Annotated in this window: 19 protein-coding genes and 2 riboswitches; of the genes, 11 read left to right on the forward strand and 8 right to left on the reverse strand. The window is 62.0% G+C overall.

What is annotated here, in order from left to right:
- The first annotated feature begins 111 nt into the window (after positions 1 to 111).
- From AC1RRC_RS06435 to AC1RRC_RS06475, 9 genes are all read left to right on the forward strand, one after another.
- Positions 112 to 810 carry a response regulator transcription factor gene (locus AC1RRC_RS06435; protein ID WP_493054429.1) on the forward strand — a complete coding sequence of 233 codons (699 nt, stop codon included), beginning with the start codon at positions 112 to 114 and terminating at the stop codon, positions 808 to 810.
- Positions 803 to 2200, forward strand: coding sequence for a sensor histidine kinase (locus AC1RRC_RS06440; RefSeq protein ID WP_493054430.1), 1398 nt, complete (start codon positions 803 to 805; stop codon positions 2198 to 2200). The genes AC1RRC_RS06435 and AC1RRC_RS06440 overlap by 8 nt, the downstream gene beginning before the upstream one ends.
- A gap of 113 nt (positions 2201 to 2313) precedes the next feature.
- Positions 2314 to 2754, forward strand: coding sequence for a type IV pilin protein (locus AC1RRC_RS06445; RefSeq protein WP_493054431.1), 441 nt, complete (start codon positions 2314 to 2316; stop codon positions 2752 to 2754).
- Positions 2742 to 3395 (forward strand): pilus assembly FimT family protein, encoded by a 654-nt coding sequence (locus tag AC1RRC_RS06450; protein ID WP_493054432.1) that lies wholly within the window; start codon positions 2742 to 2744, stop codon positions 3393 to 3395. Before AC1RRC_RS06445 ends, AC1RRC_RS06450 begins: the two co-directional genes overlap by 13 nt.
- Positions 3392 to 3817: a hypothetical protein gene (locus AC1RRC_RS06455; RefSeq protein ID WP_493054433.1), complete on the forward strand. Its 426-nt coding sequence runs from the start codon at positions 3392 to 3394 to the stop codon at positions 3815 to 3817. Before AC1RRC_RS06450 ends, AC1RRC_RS06455 begins: the two co-directional genes overlap by 4 nt.
- A gap of 5 nt (positions 3818 to 3822) precedes the next feature.
- Positions 3823 to 5001: a PilW family protein gene (locus tag AC1RRC_RS06460; protein WP_493054434.1), complete on the forward strand. Its 1179-nt coding sequence runs from the start codon at positions 3823 to 3825 to the stop codon at positions 4999 to 5001.
- Positions 4998 to 5600 carry a pilus assembly PilX family protein gene (locus tag AC1RRC_RS06465; RefSeq protein ID WP_493054435.1) on the forward strand — a complete coding sequence of 201 codons (603 nt, stop codon included), beginning with the start codon at positions 4998 to 5000 and terminating at the stop codon, positions 5598 to 5600. Before AC1RRC_RS06460 ends, AC1RRC_RS06465 begins: the two co-directional genes overlap by 4 nt.
- A gap of 11 nt (positions 5601 to 5611) precedes the next feature.
- On the forward strand, positions 5612 to 10264 hold the full coding sequence (locus AC1RRC_RS06470) for a PilC/PilY family type IV pilus protein (protein WP_493054436.1): 4653 nt from the start codon (positions 5612 to 5614) through the stop codon (positions 10262 to 10264).
- Positions 10265 to 10391: 127 nt separating this feature from the next.
- The gene (locus tag AC1RRC_RS06475) at positions 10392 to 12047 is read left to right on the forward strand and encodes a peptide chain release factor 3 (protein WP_493054437.1); all 1656 of its coding nucleotides are present in this window, start codon (positions 10392 to 10394) and stop codon (positions 12045 to 12047) included.
- A 44-nt stretch (positions 12048 to 12091) separates the two neighbouring features.
- Here the strand turns inward: AC1RRC_RS06475 and AC1RRC_RS06480 are convergent, their stop codons facing one another.
- The 5 genes from AC1RRC_RS06480 to AC1RRC_RS06500 form a co-directional block, all read right to left on the reverse strand.
- The gene (locus AC1RRC_RS06480; protein WP_493054438.1) at positions 12092 to 12886 is read right to left on the reverse strand and encodes a hypothetical protein; all 795 of its coding nucleotides are present in this window, start codon (positions 12884 to 12886) and stop codon (positions 12092 to 12094) included.
- Between the two features lie 314 nt (positions 12887 to 13200).
- On the reverse strand, positions 13201 to 13599 hold the full coding sequence (locus AC1RRC_RS06485) for a cupin domain-containing protein (RefSeq protein ID WP_493054710.1): 399 nt from the start codon (positions 13597 to 13599) through the stop codon (positions 13201 to 13203).
- Complete coding sequence (locus AC1RRC_RS06490) at positions 13599 to 13958, reverse strand: hypothetical protein (RefSeq protein ID WP_493054439.1); 360 nt, start codon at positions 13956 to 13958, stop codon at positions 13599 to 13601. Before AC1RRC_RS06490 ends, AC1RRC_RS06485 begins: the two co-directional genes overlap by 1 nt.
- Before the next feature lie 262 nt (positions 13959 to 14220).
- The gene (locus tag AC1RRC_RS06495; protein WP_493054440.1) at positions 14221 to 14619 is read right to left on the reverse strand and encodes a DP-EP family protein; all 399 of its coding nucleotides are present in this window, start codon (positions 14617 to 14619) and stop codon (positions 14221 to 14223) included.
- A gap of 12 nt (positions 14620 to 14631) precedes the next feature.
- On the reverse strand, positions 14632 to 17898 hold the full coding sequence (locus AC1RRC_RS06500; RefSeq protein WP_493054441.1) for an nSTAND1 domain-containing NTPase: 3267 nt from the start codon (positions 17896 to 17898) through the stop codon (positions 14632 to 14634).
- A gap of 150 nt (positions 17899 to 18048) precedes the next feature.
- On the opposite strand from AC1RRC_RS06500, the gene AC1RRC_RS06505 reads away from it, so the two are divergent.
- Positions 18049 to 19761 carry a hypothetical protein gene (locus AC1RRC_RS06505; RefSeq protein WP_493054442.1) on the forward strand — a complete coding sequence of 571 codons (1713 nt, stop codon included), beginning with the start codon at positions 18049 to 18051 and terminating at the stop codon, positions 19759 to 19761.
- A gap of 2 nt (positions 19762 to 19763) precedes the next feature.
- On the forward strand, positions 19764 to 21326 hold the full coding sequence (locus AC1RRC_RS06510) for a hypothetical protein (RefSeq protein ID WP_493054443.1): 1563 nt from the start codon (positions 19764 to 19766) through the stop codon (positions 21324 to 21326).
- A gap of 140 nt (positions 21327 to 21466) precedes the next feature.
- On the opposite strand, the gene gcvP is transcribed toward AC1RRC_RS06510, so the two are convergent.
- The 3 genes from gcvP to gcvT all read right to left on the reverse strand — a co-directional run bounded on the left by gcvP (position 21467) and on the right by gcvT (position 26084).
- Positions 21467 to 24361, reverse strand: coding sequence for an aminomethyl-transferring glycine dehydrogenase (gcvP, locus tag AC1RRC_RS06515; protein WP_493054444.1), 2895 nt, complete (start codon positions 24359 to 24361; stop codon positions 21467 to 21469).
- A 161-nt stretch (positions 24362 to 24522) separates the two neighbouring features.
- Positions 24523 to 24906, reverse strand: coding sequence for a glycine cleavage system protein GcvH (gene gcvH / locus AC1RRC_RS06520; RefSeq protein WP_493054445.1), 384 nt, complete (start codon positions 24904 to 24906; stop codon positions 24523 to 24525).
- A gap of 47 nt (positions 24907 to 24953) precedes the next feature.
- Positions 24954 to 26084, reverse strand: coding sequence for a glycine cleavage system aminomethyltransferase GcvT (gene gcvT / locus AC1RRC_RS06525; protein ID WP_493054446.1), 1131 nt, complete (start codon positions 26082 to 26084; stop codon positions 24954 to 24956).
- A gap of 49 nt (positions 26085 to 26133) precedes the next feature.
- A riboswitch (glycine riboswitch) is annotated at positions 26134 to 26238 on the reverse strand.
- A gap of 18 nt (positions 26239 to 26256) precedes the next feature.
- Positions 26257 to 26343, reverse strand: a riboswitch (glycine riboswitch).
- Positions 26344 to 26383: the final 40 nt, after the last annotated feature.

Below are 26383 nucleotides of genomic sequence, written 5' to 3' on the forward strand. Positions count from 1 at the left end.
TGATCTCGTTTGATTAAAATTGCCGCCGCGCAATAATGCCTCCCCAATATGACAGCTTGATGAATCGCAAGGTGCGCTCTATAGTAGGCCGGAACCCATGAAAGGCAGCCGATGCACGTTTTGGTAGTGGAAGATGACGCCGTCCTGGCCGATGGCCTGCACCGTATCCTGAGCGGACACGGGATGGCGGTCGACGTGCTGAAAAACGGCAGCGATGCCGACGCCATGCTGGGCACCAGCGAAGGAGAAGGAATCGCCGTGGTGGTGCTCGACATCGGCTTGCCCGGCATCGACGGTTTTGAAGTGGTGCGCCGCCTGCGCGCGCGCGGCGCCGCCACGCCGGTGCTGTTGCTGACGGCGCGCGACGCGGTGGAAGACCGGGTGAGGGGGCTGGAACTGGGCGCCGACGATTACCTGGTCAAGCCGTTTGCCATGCCGGAACTGGTGGCGCGGGTGCGCGCGCTGGCGCGCCGCCATGCGCCGAAACCGCAGGTGCTGGCGATGGGCGAGCTGGCGCTGGACGCGGTGGCGCGCCGCGCCCGCATCGGTGAACGCGGGATCGAACTGTCCGCGCGTGAATGGGCGGTGCTGGAATACCTGCTGCTGCACGGCTCGCGCGTGGTATCGAAGCAGCAGATCATCGACGCCATCCTGCCATTCGGCGATGACATGACCTTGAATGCGGTGGAAGTGTATATCTCGCGCCTGCGCTTAAAAATCGCCGATGCCGGGATCACCATCCGCACGATCCGCGGCTTTGGCTACATGCTGGAACCCGCCACCCCGACCTCGCCGCCGGCCGATGCCTGAGGCGCCGGACATACCGGACGATGTGCGCGCCGCGCGCACTGACAGCATCCGCCTGCGCCTGCTGAAATGGCTGATCGCGCCGTTCATCCTGGTCAGCCTGGCCGGCGGCGCCCTGACCTATGTGCTGGCCTGGCTGCCGGCGCAAATGGCCTACGACCAGAACCTGTTCGACGCGGCCGGCGCGCTGGGGGCGCGGCTCGATGTCAAGGGTGGGGTCTGGCGCATGGATTTGCCGCCGCAGGCGGAGCAGGTGCTGCGCAGCGGCGATATCGACCACGTGGCGTTTACGGTGCGCGACACCAGTGGCGCCCTGGTGGCGGGCGACGGCGATTTCCCGCCGCTGCGCGCGCCGGCCAAATCCGGCCGGCCGGTGGCCTATGACGACGTGGCGCGCGGGGAAGCGGTGCGTATCGTGGCGCTGCGCATCGTGCGGGGCGAGCGGGTCGCCATCATCGGCGTGGCCAAGACAGTGCGCATGCGCGCGCAAATCCGCCAGGCGGCGTTCCGCGCCTTGCTGGTGCTGGGCGCGCTGGCCACCCTGGGCTGCGCGGGACTGGCCTGGTTTTCCGTCACCAACGGCCTGCGGCCACTGGCGCGCATGCGCAGCCACTTGAATGCGCGCGGCCGCGACGACCTGGCGCCGATCCCCGCCGCCGGCGTGCCGTATGAACTGGAACCGGTGGTGCATGCGTTCAACGGCTTGCTGGCGCGGGTCCGGGACGCGGCGCAGGCGCAGCAGGATTTCCTGGCCGATGCGGCGCACCAGTTGCGCACCCCGCTGGCGGGACTGCAAGCGCAGCTGGAGTGGCTGGCCCAGCGCCATACCGATGCGGAAACCGCGCAGGCGGTGGCGCTGATGCTGACGGCCACCGCCCGCATGGCGCGCCAAAGCCGCCAATTGCTGGCGCTGGCGCGCGCGGAATCCGGCCAGTTTGACAGCGCCGCGCTGGAACCGCTGCGGCTCGATGCCGTGCTCGGCGAGTGCGTCCAGCAATTTGTCGAGCAGGCCGCCCGCAAGCAGATCGACCTGGGTTTTGAACTGGACCCGGCATGGGTGCGCGGCGAACGTTTCCTGTTGCGCGACCTGATCGATAACTTGACCGACAATGCCCTGCGCTATACCCCGGAGCGCGGCGTGGTGACGGTGCGTTGCCGCCAGGCCGCAGGGCAGGGTGCGGTGCTGGAAGTGGAAGATTCCGGTCCCGGCATTCCAACCGAGTTGCGCAGCGCGGTGTTCGACCGCCATGTACGCCTCGACAGCAAGCTCACCGGCAGTGGTCTGGGCCTGGCCATCGTGCGTGACATCGCCGCGGTGCACGGCGCCACGGTGGGAGTTGGCAGCGGAGCAAAGGGTGTTGGCGCCTTGTTCACAGTGCGTTTCCCCGCCTGAATTTCCCGCCTGAATTCCTTGTCAGGAAACTGTCAGCATTTCCTCAGGGAAATGCAAGCTTGCATTGCTACGATGGTGGTATGGCATGGGGCCATGCAACCTCGGAGAACGCAATGAAGCGACGCATACAGGCAGTTTATGCAACCGGCTACACGCTGATGGAAGTGATGATCACGGTCGCGATCGTGGGCATCCTGTCGGCGGTGGCGGTGCCTGCGTATACCGATTACGTGACGCGTGGCCGCCTGGCTGAAGCGTTCACGGCGCTGGGCGGGGCGCAGGCGTCGGCCGAACAGTTCTGGGCCAATAACCGCACCTATGTCGGTTTCGATGGATCCACTTCATTCCCGGCCGCCACCACCAATTTCAGCTATGCGCTGTCCGGCGCGTCGACCTCGGCGTATACGGTCACCGCGACCGGGCTGGGCAAGGCCGCCGGCTTCGTGTACACGATCGACCAGACCGGCGCCAAAACCACCACCGGTTCGCCGACCGGCTGGGGCACCAGCACCACGTGCTGGGTCGACCGCAAGGGTGGGGCATGTTCCAACTGACCCCCACCACGCTGAGGCCGGCGCGGGCGCAGGCTGGCGTTACGTTCGTCGAGCTGGCGATCGGCCTGGCCATCGTGGCCATCGTGATGTCGATCGGCATGCCGATGATGTCGAACTGGGTCGTGACCAACAAGGCGGCATCGGCTTCCGAATTTTACGCCGATGGCTTTGCCCTGGCGCGGCGCGAAGCTGTGGCGCGCAACGCGTCGGCACGCATCGTGCTGACGCCGAATGTCACCAATGGCCAGATGGACTGGCGCGTCGATGTCTGCTATCCGGCCGCCGATATCCGCTGCACCAATGCCACCGGCAGTTGGTCCAGCACCAGCACCCCTGCGACGAACGACCCGCTGGGCGCCACCGCCGGCTACAAATCCGTGTTCCGTGACGCCGGTGCGCTGCCGCAATCGGACATCTTACAGCCTAGCATCGAACCGTCCGGCGCATCGGAAATTTACTTCACGCCGCTGGGCTGGGTCGATACCACGATAGAAAACCGCCTGACCCGCATCCGCCTCGATCCCGCCACCAGCTACGCCAGCAGCATTCCCGTGACGGCGGTGGCGGTCACCCTTGCAGGCATCGCCACCAAGTGCAACCCGACCTTGTCCGCGCCCGATTCCAGGGCCTGTCCACCATGAAAAAGCTCAATTCCACCAGGGCGCAGCGCGGCGTGGCCATGCTCGAAGCCATTATTGCCATCCTGATCCTCGGCATCGGCCTGCTGGGCACGGTTGGGATGCAGGCGCGCGCGTATTCCGCACTGACCGACGCCGGCATGCGCGCCGAAGCCACAATCGCCGGCGATACCTTGCTGGGCATTATGAGCAACGATGCGACCAATCTGGCGTCGTACGCGGTCGCCGAGAGCGGCACGCCCAACGCGGTGCTGGCGCCCTGGGTGACGGATACCAGGACGCGCATCCCGAACGCCACGGTCGCCGTCACCGTGACGCCGGAAACCGGCCGCACCCGTGTCGACATCACGATCCGCTGGACCCGCAAGACCGGCGGCGCGGAAAACCGCCACCAGCTGACTTCTTACGTGGCCAACGCCTCTTGAAGACCATGAACTCCCTAAAAACCATAAAAGCCCTGACATCCGCCCGCGGTTTTTCCGTGGTCGAACTGATGGTGGCCATGGCGGTGGGCTTGCTGGCCATGACCTTCGCCACCCGCATGCTGGTCAGTGCGGAACAAAACAAATCGACTTCGCTCGGTGGTTCGGACCAGATGCAAAACGGCATGCTGGCGCTGTTTTCCATCAACGAAGACGCGGCCCAGGCCGGATGGGGCCTGAACGATGAGTTGCTGACCGGCTGTGACACCACCTTCACCGACACCAGCAACTTTGAACTGGCCATCGACGCCAGCAGCGGCGCCAACCGCACGCCGCTGGCGCCGGTGATCATCCAGAACAGCAGCGCCGGTTCGGACACCATCAGCCTGTACGCCGGTACCTCGCAGACCGGCGTCGGCTCGGTCAAGGTGCGTTCGCTGTATGCTGGCGCCGATACGCTCGACATCGATACCCAGGCGCCGTTTGGTTTTTCCGCCGGCGACGCCATCGTGGTGGCGACCGAACCATCGGGCGGCAATTGCGCGATGGCGCAACTGAGCGCCGACCCGCTGACCTCGTCGTTGCAGTTTTCCAGCGGCGACGGCAACCGGTTCAACAGCGGTTCGCTGGGCAGCAACAGTTATGGGGCGGGCCGGGCCAGGGTGTTCAACCTGGGGCCGGCCCGCAATCTGGCGCTGCACACGTGGACCGCCGCCAACGGCGTGCTGACCCTGCGCGCCAGCAACCTGGAAGGCGCGACCGCGGCCGGCGTGGCCGTGGTCAGCAATATCGTCGCGCTGAAGGCGCAATACGGCTTCGACACCCGCGCCGCGGCGGTGTTCGATGCGGCGTCGTCGATGCAGGTGCTGCAATGGTCGAACACCATGATCGATGCCGATGGCGTCAGCGGCGTCGGCAACGCCGGGGACTATCGGCGGGTGGCGGCGGTCCGCATCGCCATCGTGGCGCGCAGCGCGGCGCCGGAAAAGCCGGGCAGTTCGGGCGCCTGTACCGCCACCACGGTCGCGCCGGTGGTGTTTTCCACCGCCAGCCCGTCGGGCGTGACGGCGGTGTCCGTGACGGCGCCGGTGGCGCTCGCCAACGATCCGTTTGACTGGAAGTGCTACCGCTACCGGGTGTTTGAATCGATCGTCCCGATCCGTAATTCCGGCTGGAGGCCGACATGATGCGGCAAACCCCGACCATTGCGTTGAAGCGCCGGCGCCAGCGCGGCATGGCGCTGCCGATCGTGCTGATCCTGCTGACGGTGATGCTGATCAGCAGCCTGTACCTGGTGAAATCCACCACTTCCAGCACCATGGCGACCGCCAACCTGGCGTATGACTCGGCCATGTCGAAGGCGGCCGACCTGGGCTTGCACACGGCGTTCCAGTACCTGTCCACGGTGTCCAAGGAAACCCTGCTGAACCACGATTCCGTCAACGGTTACCGCGCCACGGTCAATCCCGCGATTTCCGTGAATAACAGCGACTATTGGGAAGGCGCGGCCCACGTGACCGACACCGCCGGCAATCAGATCGAATACGTGATCCACCGCATGTGCATGTTTACGGGCGACTACAACGCGACGGCGCCCGCCAACCGCTGCACCCTGACGTCGTCCAAGAGCAAGGTGGGTTCCGCCAGCCGGCTGGGCGAAAGCCTGTCGTCGGACCGCTCCGAATACAACGCCATCCCCGAATTGCATTATGTCGTCACCGCGCGCATTTACGGCGCGAAGGGCGGCAATGTCGTCACCCAGGCCGTGGTGATGATGGGACCCTGAAGGAAATGACCATGCACGCCATCCCTACCCACCGCGCCCGCCCGCAGGGCAAGGCGCTCCTCGCCGCTGTTGCCGCCACCGCGCTGGCGCTGGCGTCGGCCCTGGCCACGCCGGCCATGGCCGCGACCACCAATATTGCGCAAGTGCCGCTGCTGAACATTTCCGGCACCGGCAGCGTGAAGCCCAACCTGATGCTGTTGTTCGACAATTCCGGCTCGATGGAACAGCACTACACGCCGGACTATATCAACGACAACCTGTGCCGCTCAGCCGCCAAGCTGTCGAACGGGCAAATGGCGTGCGACGTTGGCCATCCGCCGTTCATGTCGCCGGATTTCAACCGGCAGATCTACAACCCGAAAATCCGCTACCAGCCGCCGATCAAGGCCGACGGCACCTATTACAACGAACAGACGGCCGCCAACACCACCAACTGGACCAATGTGGCCAGCGATGGTTTCGGCGTTTATAACCGGAATTTGTATGCGGCCAGCGACACCACGATCAACCTGACCACGGAATTCCCGGACCTGAAGTGGTGTACCGTGTCCGGCGGCACCGATTGCCGGACTAATACCGCGACCTACACGTATCCGGACGCGACATACCGGTATCCGACCGCGATTGCCACCAGCCCGTACTACTACACGATTTCCACGGCCGAATACTGCACCAACGAGACCATGACCGTGTGCAAGTCCACGGCGGCGGGCGCGGCGGCGCCGTCCGGCTATCCGGTGCCGGCCAAGGTGCGCTGGTGTACCGACACCACCCTGATCAATTGCCAGGCCAAGCGTGTCGGCAGCTATATCTATCCGCGCTATTCGACCGCCAGCGGCGCCACCGCGTCGTACGGCACCATCACGATCGGCGCGTCCTCGTCCGGCGCATCGATGACCATCACCAGCGCCACCATCCCCGACCCCAGCACGGCGCGCACCATCACCAATGGCACGGTAACGGCATCGACCGGCACCAATAGCGCGCTGAAACAGCAAACCCTGGCCAGCGCGCTGGCCGCCAGCATCATCGCGCGCACCGGCCTGACCAACCAGTACTATGCATGCGTAAAGACGCCGATCGGCCAGCCGACCGTGCCGGCCTGCTCGACCTTTGGCATCACGCTGACGTCGGACAGCGTGGTGGCCGTGGTGCCGGTGGTCTGCACCGGCAGCAAGTCGGTGGCCACCTGCCTGACCGTCAATGACAGCAGCCGTTCCGGCTGGGGCATTACCGTCAATGCGCCCACCGTCACGGTGACGGCTGCGGTGTCGCGGGTGTCGCCGACCGCGATCATCGGCGTCTCCGGCACCACGTCCAACAGCGGCACGCCCCGGGTGGCCAGTGTCACCTGGGGCGGCTCGACGCTGGCCAGCAACGTCAACCTGGGCAACAACCGCAGCGCCAGCCAGGTGACCAGCACCATCGTGTCGGCCATTGGTACTGGCGGCACGATCCGCGCCTATGTCGGCGGCAATAGCGTGACGTCGGTGTGCCAGGCGCAAAACAACACGAAAATTTGCCTGGTCGACACTACCATCAACAGCAATTCCAATACCCCGTCCACCGGCACCTTGACGGCCGGCGGCTCGATTGCATTCACCTATACGGCCGGCTCCGGCTATGTGGCGGCATCGTCGGCCGTCACCGACAGCATCCCGACCACGACGGCGGCTTTATCCACCGGTTCGGAAGCGCCCAGCACCTTCGTGCGCGTCAACCTGACGTCCGGCAGCACGTACGCGAAAGGCACCGACCGCGTCGATTGCGTGGCGACGGCCGGGGTTTGCACCTATGCCGAGGAAATGACGAATTTCGCCAACTGGTACACGTACTACAAGAGCCGGTTGCAAATGATGAAGACCGCCGTCGGCATCGCGTTCGCCGCCATCAACAGCAATTACCGGGTCGGCTATGTGAAGCTGTCGAACGCCGGCGCCGGTTCGGCCATCGACCTGAAGCCGGCCGACTTTGTCGGCACCGCGCGCACCAACTGGTATTCCACGCTGTACAACACCACCACCAGCGGCTCGACGCCGATCCGCACCGCGATGGACAGCGTGGGCAAGATGTTTGCCAACCAGAGCCCGTACAACTACGCGTCCGGCCAGGAAGTGGTGCAGTACCCGTGCCAGCCGAACTTCCTGATCCTGACTACCGACGGCTACTGGAACGGCGGCGCGTCGACCACGGTGCTCAACAACGACAACGTGGAAAGCGCCGACCGCTTCTGCACCACGGCGCGCGGTTGTGTCGATCCGCGCGTGCAATCGCAGCAATCGATCGCCGACGTCGCGCTGTACTGGTATAACGGCGGCTCCAACACGGGCACGGTGTCGCTGCGGCCTTCCCTGGAGCCGGACATGACGAAACCGGGGCAGGTGCCCGCCGCCGGCGGCGAAAACACCCACCTGCACATGAACACGTACACGCTGGGCCTGGGCATGGATGGCGTGATGACCTATGAAGCCAATTACGATACGGCGCCCAAGGTCGGCGGCGACTTTTACAACCTGATCACCGGCGTGACGTCGGGCTGTTCGTGGAATGGCGGCGGCGCCTATGTCTGGCCCGATCCGCAAACGTCCAGCACTGCCAGCACCGTGCAGGAGCGGGTGGACGACCTGTGGCACGCCGCCATCAATGGCCATGGCAAATATTTCAGCGCCAATCAACCGAAGGAAGTGGTGGAGGGCTTGTCCACCGCGCTGGCCAACATGCAGGTGTCGGTCGGCGCGGCGGCCGCCGCGGCAACCTCGACGCCGAACATTTCGCAGCAGGACAATGACATCTTCTCGGACACCTTCACCACCGTGAAATGGTATGGTGAGCTGACCGACCGCAAGATCGATGCCGCCACCGGTGAGGTCAGCACTTCCATCACGTGGACCAGTTCCGACACGGTCGGCTTGAAAGCGCTGACGGATACCCGCCTGATTTACATGATCAACACGGCGTCGGCCACACCGGCGTTGAAGGAGTTTAAGTATTCGGCGCTGAGCACGACGGAAAAAACGTGGTTCGATAATAAATGCTCGTTGCTGTCGCAGTGCACCTTGCTGTCGACTACGGACCGGGCCATTGTCAACGACGGCACCAATGTCGTGAACTGGCTGCGCGGCGTGCAAACCTATGCCGATGATTCCGTGTTCCGCGCGTATTCGCTGACCAGCTACACTCCGGCCGGCGCCAGCGCGCCGTTGCCGATCGTGCTGGGCGACATTGCATCGTCGAAGCCGGCCTATATGCGCGACCCGCGCAAGAGCTATACGCTGGCGGGCTATGAGACGTTCAAGAGCGACAACGCGGGCCGGTCCGCCACCGTGTTTACCGCGGCGAACGACGGCATGCTGCACGCGTTCAAAGCATCGACGGGTGAGGAGCTGTGGGCGTACATGCCGCGCATTACGATGAAAAAATTGTATGCACTGGCCAGCACCACCTATGGCACCAACCACTTCTTCAGCACCGACGGCTCGCCGGAACTGGGGGATGTGCAGATCGGCGGCGTGTGGCGGACCGTGCTGGTGGCGGGCTTGAATGGTGGCGGGCGCGGTTACTATGCGCTGGACGTAACGGATCCTGCCAATCCGACCGCGCTGTGGGAAATCTGTGCCGACTCCACGGTCTGCGCCATCAACGATGCCGATATCGGCCTGACGTTCGGTAACGCGCAATATGGCATGTGGCAAAACCGCTGGGTGGTGTTGCTGACCTCGGGCTATAACAATGTGCCCGGTGTCGATGGCGTCAACACCGGTACCGGGCAGGGCATCCTGTACATCATCGACGTGGCGACCGGCGCCATCCTGAAAAAAGTGTCGACCGGTTCCGGCAACACCACGACCCCTTCCGGCTTTGCGAAAATCACCGCCATCACGGACGACCCGGCCACCGATCCGGTCATCACCTACGTGTATGGCGGCGACAACGACGGCAAGCTGTGGCGGTTCGACCTGACCAATGCGGCGGGCGCCGTGTCGGTGATGAACCTGGCCGATTCGGGCACCTTGCAGCCGATCACCACGCGGCCGGAAGTCACGCTGTGCGCCGCCACCGACAGCAGCGGCGCGCTGTTTGCCCAGCGCGTGGTGCTGTTCGGCACCGGGCGGCTGCTGGACGTGCCGGACACCACCAACACCGATACCCAGAGCCTGTACCTGATCCGCGACAAGGATACCTTTGTCACGATCCGGAGCGCGGCGGACATGGTGCGTCAAACGATTTCGCTGCAAGGTTCCAGCAGCAACGTCAATACCTACGCGGTGTCCAACACGGCGGTGGACCTGGCCACCAAGAGCGGCTGGTATTTCGACTGGAACCTGAACCTGGGCGAACGGATGAACCTGGACCCGAAAGTCGTCAGTGGCGTGGCCAACGTAGTGACGAATATCCCGAGTTCATCGTCGTCATGCTCGGTGGGCGGTTCGTCCAACGTGTACAGCGTCAATGTCTGCAACGGCAATGCCGTGACGGGCACCATTGCCGGCGGCACTTTGTCGAACACGTCCGCCGCCGTGGGTTTCATCATCATCCGCTTGCCGAAGGGGGAACTGAAAATGATCACCACCACCGCCAAGGGTGAAATGCTGACCAAGCCGCTAACGGAACTCAATTCCGCCGCCGCCCACCGCGTTGGCTGGCGCAGGATCAAGAACGACTAAGCAGGCTACCGCCGTCAACTGGTGCCAGGTTTGCGCAGCAAGCCTGGCACCACGCCACCGCAGCTAAAATACCCACCAAAATGGTGTAAAATCCCGGGTTTTGCTCCGCAAGGCCCCGGCCATCCCCATGTCCAACGAAATCGACACCACCTCCAGCGACAACGCAGACCAAGGCAGCGGCAAATCCGCCGCCCTGATCGCGCGTGAAACCCGCCGCCGCCGCACGTTCGGCATCATTTCCCACCCGGATGCGGGTAAGACCACGCTGACGGAAAAGCTGCTGCTGTTCTCGGGCGCGATCCAGATGGCCGGTACCGTGAAGGCCCGTAAATCCGGCCGCCACGCGACGTCCGACTGGATGGAAATTGAAAAGCAGCGCGGTATTTCGGTGGCATCGTCCGTGATGCAGTTCGATTTCCGTGATCACATCATCAACTTGCTGGACACGCCGGGCCACCAGGACTTTTCCGAAGATACGTATCGCGTGCTGACGGCGGTCGACTCGGCGCTGATGGTGATCGACGCGGCCAAGGGCGTGGAAGCGCAGACCATTAAACTGCTCGACGTTTGCCGCATGCGCAGCACGCCGATCGTGACCTTCATGAACAAGCTGGACCGCGAATGCCGCGACCCGCTGGAATTGCTGGACGAAGTGGAATCGGTGCTGAAGATCCAGTGCGCGCCAGTGACCTGGCCGATCGGCATGGGCAAGAACTTCCGCGGCGTGTACCACTTGCTGAACGACGAAATCCTGCTGTTCCGCGCCGGCGACGAAAGCGTCAGCAGCGACGTGGAAATCATCAAGGGCATCGACAACCCGCGCCTGCAGGAAATGTTCCCGCTGGAGATGGACCAGTTGCGCATGGAAGTGGAACTGGTGCACGGCGCATCGCACCCGTTCAACCTGGAAGACTTCCTGGCTGGTAAACAGACCCCGGTCTTCTTTGGTTCCGCGATCAACAACTTTGGCGTGCGTGAAATCCTGTCGGCCCTGGTGGACTGGGCCCCGGCGCCCCGTGGCCGCGACGCCTCCGTGCGTGTGGTGGAGCCAACCGAAGAACCGTTCACCGGTTTTGTCTTCAAGATCCAGGCCAACATGGACCCCGCGCACCGCGACCGTATCGCGTTCTTGCGCGTATGCTCGGGCCGTTTCGAGCGCGGTATGAAAGTCAAACACCTGCGCCTGGGGCGTGAAGTGAAGGTGTCGTCGGTGGTGACGTTCATGGCGTCGTCGCGCGAACAGGTGGAAGAAGCCTACGCGGGCGACATCATCGGCTTGCCGAACCACGGCAACATGCAGATTGGTGACAGCTTCTCCGAAGGCGAAATGCTGACCTTCACCGGCATCCCGTACTTCGCACCGGACTTCTTCCGCCAGGTGCGCATCCGTAACCCGCTGAAGATCAAGCAGCTGCATAAGGGCTTGCAGCAGCTGGGCGAAGAGGGGGCCGTTCAGGTGTTCAAGCCGGTCTCCGGTGGCGAACTGGTGCTGGGCGCGGTCGGCGTGCTGCAGTTTGAAGTGGTGGCGAGCCGCCTGATGAACGAATACGGTGTCGACGCCGTGTTTGAAAGCACGTCGATCTCGACCGCGCGCTGGGTGTCCTCGGATGACAAGAAAGCGTTATCCGACTTCGAAAATTCGCTCTCCGCCAACGTGGCGTACGACGCGGCGGGCAACCTGGCGTACCTGGCCACGTCCGGCGTGAACCTGCGTTTGACGCAGGAACGCTGGCCGAAGCTGCAATTCCACGCGACGCGCGAGCACGCGGCCAAGCTGGTTTAAGCGCTGATGGCGGAACGGCGCCCAGCCCGGCCTGGACAGGCGGACTAGCGCTTTTTCCGGCCGGCCGCCTTTCGCTTGCCTGCCTTGCGATGGGGTTTCATGCGCTTGCCGCAAATGTTCGGCTTGTTGGGCTTGCCCTGTGTGTCCGCGACGGCGCCGGGCCGGGGCGCATCCGCGTCGGAATGTGCGGGCGGTGCCGGTTGCGGCGGGCTCGTGACGGCTTGGAGGGGCTCTTGCACCGGTTCCTGCACCGGTTCCGGAAATTCCTGCAGCAACTGGAAAAGCGGGACTGCATTATTTCTTGACGGCGGATTGTCCGTGTAGTGCTGCTGGTGCGGTCCGACACGGACGGCGGGCTTGGCGTCGGGTTGCTCCTCCCTGCGAGGTTGGTCCGGATCGAACAGGTGCGCTGTCAGCGCCTGCCGCACGGCTCGGCACTCATCCGCGCGCACCCAGTCTTTAAACTCGGGGAAGCGCAGCCAGACGGCTTTCCATGCGTTACGGTTGCCACTGCCCTGCAAGTTGGCGAAAGCCGATGGCGACAGGCTGAATTCGCCGTATCGGATCGCGGCACCCTCCACAACGGCGTAATAGGGCGCGCGCCCGAAGCTGGCGCGCAGCACCGTGCCTTCAGGCAGAAAAAGCTGTTTCCATTGGTAGCCGGTGACTGCCTCCACCTGGGGCATGGGCGCCTGTTCCGGCGGCGGCTGCATCGCCGCGGCAATGGCGTCGCAAATGGCGCCCTCGATTTCAGGGCCGCTCCAGAACAGTCCGGTGTGCTCGCTGAACGATTTCAGCAATTCCCAGGGCATGTAAATAGTGCGGTTAAGGTAGGACATGGGGACCCCCTTTCCAAAAATGGCGTTTTACTAACGGCCGCTAACCAGTGCGAACCGGCGCGGCTTCGCTCTAACGATTACTAAAGCTTGGACAGGTGTCGCGTGAATTGGTTCCCGGCCGGGAGGTAGTGCAGGATAGGAGGGAAAAGCGGAGGGTAGCAGCGGATAGTGCGGATTAGTAAAACCGGAAAATCAGGGCGATACCACCTCTGCTGGCCCGCAGGCTCGCCGTGCGGGAAATCCACAATAAAAAAGCGGGCCGTGGATGCGCTCCGGCCCGCTCTCATTGAAATCCGCGATGCATGGGCATTAGCTCACCTGACCGGTGCGGCCAGCGGTTTCCCTTTCTCCACCACATACACCCCCACCAGTTTCATGACCGTGCCGCCCACATTGCGCGCATCATGTATCTTCCCGGCGGGAATCACAAACGCATCGCCGGCCTTCACGCGGCGCGGATCCTCGCCTTCGATCAGCACTTCGCCTTCGCCCTCCAGCACGTAGCTGATTTCATCACCAGGATGGGTATGCCGTCCCGCCACAGCGCCCGGCTCCAGCTCCACCCGCGCCACCACGGCTTCACGCCCCGGCGCCGCCACATCCTGCTTGGTCACGACCGTGCGCTTGATGCCAGTGGCCTGCGCCAACGCGCCGCCGGACGCCGCGAGCAGGAACGCGGCAAGGAAAGCGGATGCAGTCACGGATTGTTTCATCATGCGTGTCCTTTGACGTGGTGGTGGTGATGGTCGTTACCGAACAGGATCGCGTCCAGAATGCTGGCCGACCAGCACAGCACGCAGGCGAGGGTGGCGGCAGTCATGGTCGGCCCATTGACGCGCGACGCGGCGATCTGCGCGGCCAGCACGGTCACGTCAAACGCCAAGGTGCCATTGGCCAGCTGCGCCGCCACCAGGGTGGCTTGTTCGTACGCGACGTGCAGGATGTAAAACAGGGAAACCAGGGAAGGGATCAGGAAGATGCAGCCACGGGTGGGCTTCTTCAGGAAGAGGATTTGTCCCAGCCCCGGGAAGACGAGGCCGGACATCAGTGCTGCCTTGATGGATTGCTTCATGGTCAGACTCCTTTGTGGGGAGACTCTATCTTACACTTTTGGCAAAGGTTGTGAAGATGATGGCATGAATGGATTGCCGAGATCGCGCGGTTAGTCCTTCGAGCGCAGGCTTGCTGGCTTGGCAAGCAGATTGCTATCCAGCATGTCTGTGTTACCTACAAACATGCTGGATAGCCTTGTACAAATTGGAGGCACCCCTGAAGTACCTTCGTACTTCAGCGAGCTCAATTGTTGACCCAAGTATAAGCGGTAATACCGTGAGTTACTCTGTGGGAGGGGCGGGAGGTGGGTCGTTCTCTACATCCGGGTCGACGGAGAATTTCACTTCGTCTTTATCGGTGAAATGCAAAGTAATATTAAGCGTTTCCTTTAACGTGTTTGCATCACTAAAAGTGATAATTTTTCCACTGCGCGATATGGAAGGTATACTTAATTGGTGCGTATGCTTAGGGTTTACGCACATTCCGGTAAATTGGACTCCGTCCGGTGTGGGGGAGATGAGCTGATAGTTAATGACGCAGTCATTTGTAGTGATAACTATTGATTCCGGGATGAATGTTGTTTGGTAAGTCACCTCACCGGTTGTCGGATTTTTCTCGGGAATGGCTATCACTTGAACATTGTCGAACTCAGTCGGTGCAATATCATTATATGCTGTCATATATTCGTATCCTCAATTGTAGGGGTGATAATGGGTTGAGATGTAGCGAAGAAAATTTGGTTCCTTGTAGGACATCTCGGTAAGGCTCTTGATTCCTTGGGTGGCCTGCTTCTTGTCTTTCAAACAAATTCCAAGCTTTACTTGAGTTACTAAAAATTGATAATCAGCTAAATCTCGTAGTCCAGGCATAAGTTCTGAAGCCTCTTGGCAAAGATTTTGTCTCTCTTGACTTTGGACTTCGCTTAATTTCGAATCCGCTAGAGAAATCAAAGTATTGGCCAAATGAATTCTTACTGTATTGTTATTTTTCTCATTCTGATATAGTTCGCTAAGGTCGCGGCGTGCCTTTTCCAATTCCCCAATCGCTTCGCGTGTATTGTTATGCTCATTGTAAATGGCAGCTCGCCTCTGCGAAAGCAGGGCGTTCAAGATTATTAAGTCTGATGAGGGCTTTTCACTCGATCTGATGGAGAGAAGATTGTTTTCTATTTCGCTTAATTCTTTGAGGAGGATTTTTTTCTCACCAAGATCGTTGCGGTTAAATAATTTCTTTAATTGAAGAGTATATAGTTTTAATTTCCAATTCTTGTTGCTTGCATCAAGAGTAATTAATTTGGAGAAGATGACCTCCGCGCTGTGATATTTAGCTGCTGCAGCTTGCTGATTTCCAGTTGCTTCGAGCAGTTCAGCTTGACGCCATTGTGCGCTGGCTAACCTTCTTGCCCAATTAGCATTGTCCGGTGCTTGGTTGTTAAGTGAGGATAGTATTGCATCTTCCTCTATGAACAAAGTTGTAGCCCCTTGCAGGTTCCCTTGTTTGACTTTGGTGGTTGCAAGCCATGATAGGCTGTTCGCCAAGTCTGCCTTAATCTTTAGGTCTGTTGGGTGTTTCTCAAGAATTTCACGTTCTAATTTAATTGACTGCGTGAACTCTTTGCTAGCCTCGTCCAGATTACTTCGACTAAGCGCTACACTCCCTAAGCTATTGTGGGCATAAGCGACCTCAATTTGGTTGGTAGGGCTATTAGGTGCTATCTTTAGCAATCTTTCAGCATAAGATAAGTAATTTAGGAAAAATTCATGCGCCTTCGGAAGGTTGCTGCGTGCATGATAAATTTGGCCGGTATAAGCGGAATTATCACCGAGTGACCGCAATAATGATGTGGTGAGCTTCCCAGACGATTCCTGCTGCCTTAATATCCCACGTCCAATTTCGAGCGCTTGTAACGCATTTTCTTGCTTTGAACGCGCAATATTAACTTCAGCAATAATCTGCAATGCTTTGGCACGGTGTTCAAAAGAGGTGGAGCTAAGTTCCTGTGTGTTTGCTAAATAAGAAAGAGCACGAGTGCTAATATCATCAAGTAATTCAAGCTTTCCAATGGGTCGTAACTTCTCAACGAAATTCCCCAGCATATAACCCATTAGATCCTCGGCATCGCTACGCCTTTGTTCAGCCACTTGCTGGGCTCTGTAAGCTGCTGTTCCTAGTAGAGCCGCAATTATCGCCAATGAGCCGATTATGACCATAATCAGGACTCGCACTCGTTCCGCAAGTCTGGCGCGGTGCAAGGAGCTTTGAATATATTCCATCTGTTGCGCCGATAAGGATACTCCATCCAGGGCTAATAACTCACGCGCTTGATTAACACGCATGCCGGCTGGTAGTAGCAAGTCCCTTGGTTTTCCGGCGAGTAGCCATTTTTCAGAATCTTGGCTAATTCGTGTTCTTAATTGTAAGGCATGGCGATGCTGCTCAACCCAGTCTGAAACCCGTGGCCAGCGGCGCAGCAACGCTTCATGTGCCATTCCAAAGCTAGGAACATCACCGGAAAGTTCGCTGACAAACAAACGAGCTTCAACCAGCGCTTGAATCAGTTCACGTGCTTCAGCGTTCGGCAGAGCAGACCAGGCGGCGCGACGCGCCGTTACGCCACCTTGTTCGTCAGCCACGTCAACAATAATCGATAGGACAAGTGGTAACGCCCCCGCTTGTGCCATTGAAAGCCCGGTCACAACTTGCTCGGCGCGGACTGCAATCGCCCCTTCAATTGTGCCTAATTGCCGGAACACCTCAAACCGCAACGTCCCATCTTCCGCCCGCTGCCGATAAAGCTCATCCAAACAATACTGCAGCAAAGGTAACGCATCCGGACTCCCCCGCGCCGCATCACACAGCACATCATCGAGCGAAGCGCCAGTCGAAGGATCCACTTCAAACTTCAACCCTGCCGCCTTCGCCGGCATCCGCACCATCTGCGCAATCTCCGCCCCATCCGGCGGATTCAAGTCAAAGTGCCCGCCACGCGACTTCAGCGCCATCAAAGCTGGCAGCGCTATCACATCAGGATAAAAGTCGTTACGGCAAGCCATCATCACCAGCACCGCGCGCGAAGACGCCAGATGTTCCAGCACAGCAATAAACCGGGCACGAACCTCATCCGTCACACCCGGCGCCCGGAAAATCGCCTCCAGCCGGTCGATAAACAACCCGATCTTGATCCTTCCGGAAGCTTCCGTTAACCTTCCGGCAATCGCCTCGGCATCGGAAGACTCCAGCCAGCGCCCCAAACCTTCCGCATTTTCACCGGCAAACAGCAACTTGCCGCCCACTTCCGCATCCATCAGCACAGCCGCCAGCGCCTGGAACAAATTCCCATCGGCCAGGTCGGCGCAATCCATATAGAGGGTGCAGGCCAGGGCCACCGGTTCACCGGACCCGGTGCGGGACGCCATCAACCCCGGCAGCAGGCCGGCGCGTACCAAAGAAGTCTTGCCGGACCCGGAAGGTCCCAGCACCAATGCCATGGCGCAGCCGTCGGATGCTTGCCGCAGAACCAGTTCGCGCAACTGCGCCGTGGCTTGCATGCGGCCAAAAAAGATCGCCGCATGGCTTTCCTGGAATGATTCCAGCCCCCGGAAGGGAGAGCCTTGCTGCCAGGAACCTTCCAGCGCTTCTTCACCCGCCATGACAGGCGCGATCGCGCGGTAGCCGCGCTTGCGGACGGTTTCGATATAGCGGGGTTCGGAGGCCGAGTCGCCCAGTGCGCGGCGCAGTTGGGTAATGGCCTTGTGGATCGGGTTGTCGCCGAGTTCGGCGTTGCCCCAGCAGGCTTGCAGCAATTCTTCCGGGGGGATGACGGCGCCTGCATGGCGGCACAGGTAGCGCAGCACATCCATCGCTTTGGGCTCGACGGTGGCGCTCGCGCCGTCGCTGCGCAGCGTGTTGCTGTCTGGATCGATCTGCCAATCGCCGAAGCGGAACCCGTTATCGCTCATCTACTGCCGCCCATCATAAAAATGATTTCTTTGTAAATCAGGGACTTAACTCTTCCGGAAGGTTGCCGGAAGGCGGAAGAAGGTTGCACTCGTTAAATTGCAAGCATTCCCGTCAAACAATCTTAGCACTCCCCCAACAAGGATAGTAACATGTCTAACATTTCCATGTTTACCATAGGCAACTCTTTCGAGGCCAGCGGATCACATGGGCTTCATTCCCCGCAGGAAGCACGCAATGCCTCCGTGCCGGCGCTCGACGGCTTTGATTTCGTCTGGGCATTGCAACCTGATGTGGTAAATCGGCAACTTGCAACGATGCAGCATGCCGGGTTTATTCCGTGGACCCTGCAAGCCGGCGACCTGGAAGAAACCGGCCTGATGATCGGCGGCGAAGGCGATGACCGCGCGGTGTTGGCGGCCCCCGAAGTTCATTTCGAAACCGGATTGCCTCGCACCGCGGCACTGGTGCTGACGTTCATCAGCGGAAACATGCGGGTCCCGAACGGGTATGTTGGCGGTGATGTACTGCGCCAACCACTGGCGGGCTGGCGGCTGGCATTCCAGGTGCGGGTCCAGTTGCAGGCGGTGCCAATGCGCGACTTGCTGAATGGCGCGGCGGCGGCATGCCCGGCCAGCGTCAATCGCCTGGGCCGATTCGACGAGGCGTATTACCGCGTGCAGGCCGCCATGCTCGATTTCGAACAAAGCGATTTGCAGCATGCCGATGCCCTCAATACCCGGCTCGATACCGATAACGCCTTCCTTGCCGATCGCTTCACTGAACTGGTGGGCAAATGGCTGAAACAATTGGCCGGCAGCGGCAATCCGTTCGTGCTTGGTTACGTTGTCACGCGCAAGACACATGCAGACGATATTCTTGACCGCATGCAGCCATCCGGCGCGAATCTGGCCGCGAATGGCACGTTGAATTTCCTGCAAGTCATGGGCGACCGGAAAATTGCACATGATCCGAAGCTGTATGGCGAGCAGGCCGGGCATTTCCAGCCGCAGCGGCCGGCGGACGACAGCGCCGGCAAACTGGTCATCGCGCGCGGCGCGTTCCTCAATGATTTCGTGCGGCCGCTGCTGGTCGAGCCGATCCGGGAGCGGCTGTCGTCGCTGCCTGATTACGTACATGCACGGCGCGGCCAGGGCGATGAACTGGACCGGGTCGAATCCCTGAATGAAAAGTCGGGCGCGATGGCGACCCTGGATAACGGCGCGCGGGCGGGGTTCGTGCCGGAGACTGGCGGCTGGCGCTACCGCGACCACGTGCTGCTGCACTGGCGCGAGGGGGGCGAACGCTCGCATGACCGCGAGTCGGAACAGGACTGGCAATTCCAGATCGGCGTGTCGAACCAGCCGGACGCGGAGGGAATCGAGCGACTGACGTTCGACCTGACCAGCACCTTGATGCGCTATGAGTGGGACCGGCTGAACCAGAAAAGCGGGCCGTTCATGCGCAAGACTTATTTGGGAAAAGGCTGGGCGCGCACCAGCATGCAGTGGTCGATGCGGCTGCAGTGCGTGCCGACCGCGCGCGGCGGGATAGCGCTGACAGTCAATGGCCGGCAGGCGCCGGCCGCCACCGATTCCGGCGTGGTGGGGATGTACGTGGTGTCGGACGCGCGTTCGCACCTGCTGAACATGAACAAGATCAGCATCGATTGGGAAGGTAACGCGGCCGGCATGGCGGCGCTGCAGCAGACGGTGGTCGCGCAATTCGGCGCGGCGGTGTCGGCCATGTTCGGCCAGGCCACCGGCCACCTGGTGTTGCCGGCCGGGCCGCAACTGGCATTCCGGGGCGTGCGCCTGGATGGCGACGGCAATATTGAACTGGACTTGGTTCACGAGGAGCGTTGAAGATGAGTGCAAATTTGGCGGCGCTGGCAATCGAGGGCATGGCGCGCAAGGGCGCGCTGGCAAGGCGCAAGGTGGATGGACTGGGGGGCGCCACGGCATCGGGCGCGGTGGGTTATGCGGCGGCGCGGGTGGCGCGCATCGTGTTGAAGCGCGAACCGGCGGGCGAGGAAGTGCTGCGCTGGACTTCGGTCTTCGCCGCGCAGCCGGAAGCCGCGCGTGGCCGCGCCGAACTGACGATCGCCTTGCTGGCATTGCCGGAGGCGGCGCGGCTCGATGCGCCGGAACGCCTCGCGCGGGGCTATGACGCGGTGATGGGACGCTACGATACGAAGCCCATGCAGCCACCCCAGGGATTGGATGCCCTGTTGGCGCGGCAGGTGGCGGAAGGACTGTCGGAAACCGACATGATCCGCACGCATTTCGTACGTTTGCAGCAGACCGGGCGCGGCGGCGTGCGCCGCGCCGCGCCGGTCGACGCCCGCCGTCCGTTCTTTGCCTTGCGCGACAGCGATGGCATGCCGCTGGTGTTTGCCGTCGGCGCCAATGGCCACTTGCACCTGTTCCGCCGCACCGCGTTTGGCAATTGGTCGCAAACGGACCTGAGCGCGGCGCTGCAGGCGTTCGACCCGCGTTCTTCCGTGATTGAATGCATCGATATGCGCCAGGGCGTGGATGGCGCGGTGGCCATCGCACTGGCGGTGTCCAAGCGCAGCGGCGATGGCGGCTGCGCATTGTACGCGGCGGCCGGTTTGCCCAATACGCTCGATGAAGCCGGCTGGGTCAGCGCCTTTGCCACCATGCCGGAGCGCCGCCGCGGGCTTCCCGAAGGCGTCGCGGTGACGGCGCTGGCGCTGGGTCCCGTCTTGCCGGGCGCCGCGCCACTGGTGCTGGTCACGGCCGACACGCCGGACGGGGAAGGGCGCTGGTACTTCAATGCCGCCAATCCTGTCACGGGCATTGCGCCGGTGCCGGAGGGATGCGATCCGCAGGCGATCGGCTGCTACCGGCTGCCAGGCGCCTGGTCGCTGGCGCAAGACGGTTCGGCGCTGTCCTTCGCCTCATTCCCGGACCCGTTCAACTGGGGCGTCAAGGTCGATTACCAGGCGGTTCCACGCCGCGCCGCCAGCTTCCTGCTGGCCGCCGGTTCGGTGCCGAACGTGCCCGACGTGTATGTGGCGGGTAATGGCATCGTGGTGTACCGGGGTGGCCATACCTTGCCGCAGAAAGTCGCCGACGCCTGGGGCGCGCGCCTGGTGTGGAATGGGCAGGATGCGGCGGCCGAGCACATCGCGTATTCGGATGGTTCCGGCGGGCTGTGGCTGGTGTCGCGCGCGATGGGATCATCGTGGGGGAAGCCGCACGCGGTGGCGGGATCGCTGGTGGCGGCCAGCCTGTGTGTGGATCGTGAAACCGGCGGGGTGCATGCGGTTGGTGTCACGCCGGGCGGTGCATTGATGTGGATGCGGATCGGGAGCGACGGTGCGGTTGGCAACTGCGAAGAGATTGCGCAGGTGGCGGTGTGGGAGGGTGATGAGGACGCCGCGGAGTTGGGGACCGCAGCTTGAGGCCTGCCATCGTCACCTTGTGACCACGGCGTGAAATGCGTAGGGCGGTTCGCTTGCGAGCCGCCATGCATGCGCCGCGTTGACGCATGCATGGCGGCTTCCGCTGCGCGGAAACCGCCCTACGGGAAGTTGTTGCCTTCTTACTCGTAATCGCTGATCGGCGCGCAGCTGCAGAACAGGTTACGGTCGCCGTACACGTTGTCGGCGCGGCCCACGGTTGGCCAGTACTTGTTACGGCGCAGCGACGGCAGCGGATAGGCTGCCACTTCGCGGCTGTACTTGCGGTCCCAGTTGTCCGACACCACCACTTCGGCCGTGTGCGGGGCGAACTTCAGCGGGTTGCTGGCCTTGTCGAATTCGCCGCTTTCCACCTTGGCGATTTCAGCGCGGATCGCGATCATCGCATCGATGAAGCGGTCCAGTTCACCCTTGGCTTCGGATTCGGTCGGCTCGATCATCAAGGTGCCCGGTACCGGGAAGCTCATGGTCGGCGCGTGGAAGCCGAAGTCCATCAGGCGCTTGGCCACGTCTTCGTTGGAGATGCCGGTGGCATCGGTCAACGGACGCAGGTCCAGGATGCACTCGTGTGCCACCAGGCCGTCGTGGCCCGAGTACAGCACAGGGAAGTGCGGCGCCAGGCGGCGGGCGATGTAGTTCGCGTTCAGGATCGCGGTTTCGGTCGCGGCGGTCAGGCCTTCGGCGCCCATCATCGCGATGTACATCCACGAAATCGGCAGGATCGACGCGGAACCGAACGGCGCGGCGGAAATCGAACCGATGCCGTCTTCGCTGCGCACGTAGCCGTTGGAACGCTGGTTCGGCAGGAATTTCGCCAGGTGCGCGCCGACGCCGATCGGGCCCACGCCCGGACCGCCACCGCCGTGCGGGATGCAGAAGGTCTTGTGCAGGTTCAGGTGCGACACGTCGCCGCCGAACGCGCCCGGACCGGCCACGCCGACCAGTGCATTCATGTTGGCGCCGTCCACGTACACCTGGCCGCCGTGCGAGTGGATGATGTCGCACAGTTCAGTGATGCCGTCCTCGAACACGCCGTGGGTCGAAGGGTAGGTCACCATCACGCACGCCAGGTTCTTGCTGTGCTGTTCCGCCTTGGCTTTCAGGTCGGCCAGGTCCACGTTGCCGCGCTCGTCGCAGGCGGTCACCACCACCTGCATGCCGACCATCTGGGCGGAAGCCGGGTTGGTGCCGTGCGCCGACGATGGGATCAGGCAGATATTGCGGTGGCCTTCGCCACGCGACTGGTGGTACTTCTGGATCACCAGCAGGCCGGCGTATTCGCCCTGCGAACCGGCGTTCGGCTGCAGTGAGACGGCGGCGTAGCCGGTCACGGCGCACAGCATGTCTTCCAGCTGGCCGATCATTTCGCGGTAGCCGACGGTCTGGTCGTTTGGCGCGAACGGGTGGATGGTCGAGAATTCAGGCCAGGTCACCGGGATCATTTCGCTGGTGGCGTTCAGCTTCATGGTGCACGAACCCAGCGGGATCATGGTGCGGTCCAAGGCGAGATCCTTGTCGGCCAGGCTGCGCAGGTAGCGCAGCATTTCCGTTTCGGAGTGGTAGCGGTTGAAGATCGGGTGCGTCAGGTAAGCGGACGAGCGGCCCAGCGCTTCGTTGAAACCACGCTCGATGGACGCTTCCACGGTGTCGAAGTCCGGCGCGGTCGCCGAAGAATTGATGCCGGCGGCAAAGATGGTCCACAGCGTGGCGATGTCGTCACGGGTGGTGGTTTCGTCCAGCGACACGCCGACGTGGTGCGCGTCGATCTTGCGCAGGTTGACGCCGTTGGCGACAGCGGCCGCGTGCAGCGCGTCGGCATTGGTGGTCTTGACGGTGATCGTGTCGAAGTACGAATCGTTCGACAGGCTGTAGCCCAGGGCTTTCAGGTTGGACGCCAGGATGCCGGTGAAGCGGTGCACGCGCTTGGCGATTTGCAGCAGGCCGGCAGGGCCGTGGTAGACCGCGTACATCGACGCGATGACGGCCAGCAGCACTTGCGCGGTGCAGATGTTCGACGTGGCTTTTTCGCGGCGGATGTGCTGCTCGCGGGTTTGCAGGGCCAGGCGGTAAGCCTTGTTGCCTTGCTGGTCGATGGTCACGCCGACCAGGCGGCCTGGCATCGAACGCTTGTATTCGTCGCGGGTCGCCAGGTAGCCGGCGTGCGGGCCGCCAAAGCCCAGCGGTACGCCGAAGCGCTGCGAGTTACCGACGACCACGTCGGCGCCCCATTCGCCCGGTGGCGTCAGCATGGTCAGGGCCAGCAGGTCGGCGGCCACCACCACCATCGCGCCGGCGGCTTTGACGGTTTCCACGGCGGCGCGGTAGTCGCGCACCACGCCGTTCACGCCAGGGTATTGCAGCAGCACGCCGAAGGCGCCAGTGACACCGGCCAGTTCCGACGGATCAAAGGTGCGCACTTCGATGCCCAGCGGGGTGGCGCGGGTCTGCACCACTTCCAGGGTTTGCGGCAGCACGTCGTTGGCGACGTAGAACACGTTCGACTTCGACTTGCCCACGCGCTGGATCAGGGTCATGGCTTCGGCGGCGGCGGTGCCTTCGTCCAGCATCGACGAGTTGGCGATGCTCATGCCGGTCAGGTCGGTCACCACTTGCTGGAAGTTCAGGATGGCTTCCAGGCGGCCTTGCGAGATTTCCGGCTGATACGGGGTGTAGGCGGTGTACCAGGCCGGGTTTTCGAAGATGTTGCGCAGGATAACGCCCGGGGTGTGGGTGTTGTAGTAACCCTGGCCGATCAGGGACTTCAATACCTTGTTCTGGCCGGCGATGGCTTTGAGTTTCGCCAGCGCTTCGGTTTCAGGCAGCGAGTCGGTGAACTGGCCCAGTGGCAGGGTGTTCTTGTTGCGGATCGATGGCGGCACGATGGCATCGATCAGCGCGGCGCGCGAGGCGTAGCCCAGCACGTCGAGCATTTGCTGCTGCTCGGCGGCGTCCGGGCCAATGTGGCGGGCGATGAATGCATCGCGGGCTTCGAGTTGGGTCAGGCTGGTACGGGTCATGATAGCGGGGGCAGATGAGATAAATACGTTGGGCGGGCTTTACAAAACCGCAGGGCCGCCGGGGCGGTGCATGCGGTTCGAGGCGTTTCGGCGGCTTTGTAAAGCCTGCTGAACGGGGACCGCAAAAAAATGGCGCCCGCGGTCAGGCGGGCGCCATGGTATTAACCTTCGGTGGTCTTGCCGTAAGCGGCAGCGTCCAGCAAGCCGTCGATGGCGGCGGCGTCGGATGGCTTGATCTTGAACAGCCAGTTGGCGTAGGCGTCCGCGTTGATCGATTCAGGCGAATCCACTACCGCGTCGTTGACGGCGATGACTTCGCCGGACACTGGTGCGTAGATGTCGGAAGCGGCTTTCACGGATTCCACCACGGCGGCGTCGTCGCCGGCGGTGTAGGTGTTGCCGACTTTCGGCAGTTCGACGAACACGATGTCGCCCAGCGCGTCCTGCGCGAATTCGGTGATGCCGACGGTCAGGGTGCCGTCCGCTTCAGCACGTACCCACTCGTGGGATGCGGTGTACTTCAGGTCTGCAGGAATGTTGCTCATATTGGCTCCAATAGGGTTGTTGTTCGTGTTTGAGGTGCTGACCCGTGTCAGGCAGCGAGGATTTTACCGTTACGGACGAAAGGCAGCTTGACTACCGTGGCGGCCAGCTTCTTGTCGCGGATTTCCACGTGCACGGTGTCGCCGACATTCACGCCCATCGGCACGCGCGCCAGGGCGATCGCTTGCTGCATGGTTGGGGAGAACGTGCCGGACGTGATTTCGCCGGTGTCGCCATTGGCGGCGACGATTTTCTGGTGCGCGCGCAGCACGCCGCCTTTTTCACGCAGGATCAGGCCGACGAATTGGGCGTTCTGGCCTTTGGCTTGCAGGGCGGCCTTGCCGACGAAGTCGCGCTCGGACACCAGGTCGATGGTCCAGGCCAGGCCTGCGTCCAGCGGGTTCACGGATTCGTCCATATCCTGGCCGTACAGGTTCATGCCGGCTTCCAGGCGCAGCGTGTCGCGCGCGCCCAGGCCTGCCGGCTTCACGCCCGCGGCCACCAGGGCGTTCCACAGCGCTTCGGCTTTGCTTGCCGCGACGCCGATTTCAAAGCCGTCTTCGCCGGTGTAGCCGGTGCGTGCCACCATCGCCTCGCCGAACGGCGTGTCTTGCACGAAGGCGACGTTGAATGGCTTCATTTCGCCCGTGGCGGCTTGCGAGCCGGGAATCACTTCCCATACCTTGGCGCGGGCGTTCGGGCCCTGCACGGCGATCAAGGCCATCGGTGCGCCTTCAGCCGTGTCGCCATCGCGGCGCTGGGTGATCGTCAGGCCGGCGCCGGTCTGGTCGTTGTGCGCTTGCATCCAGGCCACGTCCTTGGCGGCGGTGCCGGCGTTGACCACGAGGCGGAACCATTCTTCGTTGATGAAGTAGACGATCAAGTCGTCGATCACGGTGCCTTCAGGATTGAGCATGCACGAGTACAGGGCCTTGCCCGATACCTGCAGCTTGTCGACGTTGTTGGCCAGCAGGCCGCGCAGGAAGCCGCGCACATTGGCGCCCTTGATGTCGACCACGCACATGTGGGCCACGTCGAACATGCCGACGTCGGTGCGCACCGCGTGGTGTTCTTCGATTTGCGAGCCGTAGTTGACGGGCATGTCCCAGCCGCCGAAATCGACCATGCGGGCGCCAAGTGCGCGGTGGGCGTTATTGAGGGGAGTCGACTTCAAGGTCATGTTTGGTCCAATGATCAAAAGGAGTTATAAGGCACGGCAATGCCGTACTTCGAACCCCTCTGTCCTTGGTACCTGAGAGATAGCAAACGGATGGTTTGCACGCCCCTTCGGTGGGCCGTTTCAGAACGAACGGCCGCTCTCCAGAGTTTAACCGGCTGCGCCGTGCGCCGCTGGCCCCTGACCGGTCCTTTTGCCTGAGAGTTTTTGGGTAGTGCCCCTTCGGCGGCAGCGGGCTGCTGCGCTCTCCCGATCAAGACTGTCGACTATATGCCAGATGGTCACTCATGTCAATCTTGCAG

The organism is Pseudoduganella sp. GW821-FHT12E03 (genome assembly GCF_058807115.1).